At 63.2% G+C, this 2,033-nt stretch carries 3 protein-coding genes; 1 reads left to right on the top strand and 2 read right to left on the bottom strand.

What is annotated here, in order from left to right; all coding sequences use genetic code 11:
* A partial coding sequence (locus WBQ77_RS10460) for a DUF2333 family protein (RefSeq protein WP_424060143.1) occupies positions 1 to 538 on the top strand: 538 nt, incomplete at its 5' end.
* Here the strand turns inward: WBQ77_RS10460 and hpt are convergent.
* Both hpt and WBQ77_RS10450 read right to left on the bottom strand, forming a co-directional pair.
* Positions 535 to 1,080, bottom strand: a complete 546-nt coding sequence (gene hpt / locus WBQ77_RS10455) for a hypoxanthine phosphoribosyltransferase (protein WP_424043934.1) — start codon at positions 1,078 to 1,080, stop codon at positions 535 to 537. The two genes, WBQ77_RS10460 and hpt, sit on opposite strands and share 4 nt — an antisense overlap.
* Before the next feature lie 51 nt (positions 1,081 to 1,131).
* Positions 1,132 to 2,033, bottom strand: a 902-nt coding sequence (locus WBQ77_RS10450; protein ID WP_424060141.1) for an FxLYD domain-containing protein, incomplete at its 5' end; no start/stop codon positions are given.

The raw sequence follows: 2,033 nt of genomic DNA, 5'->3' as shown, positions 1-2,033 counted from the left end.
GTATAACGAGTTCTATTGGTATTGGTCTTTTAGCCCCTTCGGTCCCAAGACAACGTCGCCTGCCATCTATCGCACAGCGATCAAGAACCTAGAAAAATACAATAACCGTCTCGAGAGCTGCGATGCGCTGTTCGATGCGCGCGCCGACAATCTGCTTGCGTTCCTAGACCGCATTGCCAAAGACATCGGTGGAACGTCCGCGCTGCTCAAAGAACGTTCCGAAAACTACAGTAGCGGTTGGTTCGACACGCGGGCAGACGACCGTTTCTGGTTCGCCTATGGGCAGCTCTACGCCTATTACGGCATTCTCACCGCGGCCCGCACCGATTTCGAAGATGTCATCAAGCAGCGGCGTCTCGAGGCGATTTGGGATGAGCTGGAGGGTCAATTGCGCGCCTCGCTCAACATCACGCCCTTCATCATTTCCAACGGCGCGGAGGCGGGCTGGTTCATGCCCTCGCATCTGGCGACCCTTGGGTTTTACATTTTGCGGGTGCGCTCTAACTTAGTGGAAATCCGCACGATCCTTGACCGTTAGCCGTCCGTTTCGACAACGCCGATGAAGGGCAACTCGCGATAACGGTTGCCGAGATCCATACCGTAGCCGACCACGAACCGGTCGGGACATTCGAAACCGATAAAGTCCGCGCCGACCGCTTCGATCCGTCGGGCGCTCTTGTCGAGGAGAACGCAGCTGCGCACGGAGCGCGCGCCGCGCGCGGCGAGCCGCTCCTTGGCGAAAAGCAGCGTGCGGCCCGAATCGAGAATGTCGTCGACGATGACTACATCGCGACCCGCGATCTCCGATTCGACATCGCGCAGCACTTCAACTGGGCCGCCTGTCGTCCCGGTGCCGTAGCTCGCCAAGAAGACAAAGTCGATCTCGGGCTTCAGCCCATGCGCGTGCAGCGCCCGGATCAGATCGGCGACAAAGATGAAACTGCCCTTCAGCACCGCAACGACGAGAGGCTCGCGCAACTCGCTCGCGGCAATCGCGCCCGCCAAAGCATCGACGCGGGCTGCGATCGTCTGCGCGCTGAAGAGCGTCGCGATTTGATCTGACGCGGGCGGTTCCGCCATGCCAAACCTGCCCTGCCTCAATTGCCCGGAAACGCTGGCGCCGATCGAGCCCTAGCCCGCCTTGGCGAACCGTACTTTCAAGCTGCGCACATTGCTGGGCGGCGCCGGAATCTGCTTCAAGAACGGCGCATCCTGGTCTGGCGCGAGCTCACCGGCCCCCACCTCCGTGGTCCATTCGGAGATTTCCTCTCCGTTCTCGTCGCGCAGGACGATGATCACGGTCGGAACGTTCATTGCAGAAGAGCTCGTGTTGCGCACGCTGCCCTGAACCTCGAGGACGTTCTGGCCCCCGCTATTGGTCCAGCCATAGCGCACGCCCTCGAACTGGAGCCCCTGGGCGCCAGCCTGCATGCCGAGCATCGAGTACAGATGCGAGGCACCGGGAAGGATCGACACTGTGGTCTGGGGCGCCAGGAAGAACAGGCCGAGCACACCAAGGACGATCACACCGAGAATGCTCCAGCCGATCGCGACCACGGGCGGCTTCTTTTTCGTGCTCCGCGCCTTGGAGGTCGCCAGCGATTCGCCGAAAGCCTCGGCGGCCAGGGTTGCATCAGCCGCATTAGGGCTATCGTCGATTCCCGGGAAAGAGGCTTCGAACGAGGCATCGTCGTCCGAGAGCGGCGCCCCACCCAACGGTCCCTGATCGGGCGGTGGGGCGATGTCGGGTGGCGGAGCCATCTCGGGCGGCGGCGCGGCCTTCGCCGACTTCGACTTGCCCATGAGTTTGCCGAACAACCCCCCTTTGGACCCGGCTTCGGGTTCCGGCGGCGCGGGCGGCACCACGTCAGGCGCTTGGCCGGCAGGCGGATAACCTGCACCGGTATCCGGACCTGGCTGAGCTAACGGTGGCCTCTCAGGCGGCAGCGGTGCTTGAGCCTGAGGCGGTGCTTGCGGCGGCAAGGGCATGCCCTGCGGCCCCGGGGCCGCCTGTGGCGGCGGTGGCGCAGGCG

It is taken from the genome of Methyloceanibacter sp. (assembly GCF_049590335.1).
Lineage (GTDB): Bacteria > Pseudomonadota > Alphaproteobacteria > Rhizobiales > Methyloligellaceae > Methyloceanibacter.
This window is presented reverse-complemented; position numbering and strand designations above follow the sequence as displayed.

Coding starts and splice junctions, on each gene's coding strand:
- hpt (WP_424043934.1), bottom strand. CDS start 1,080: ATGGCGGAACCGCCCGCGTCAGATCAAATCGCGACGCTCTTCAGCGCG.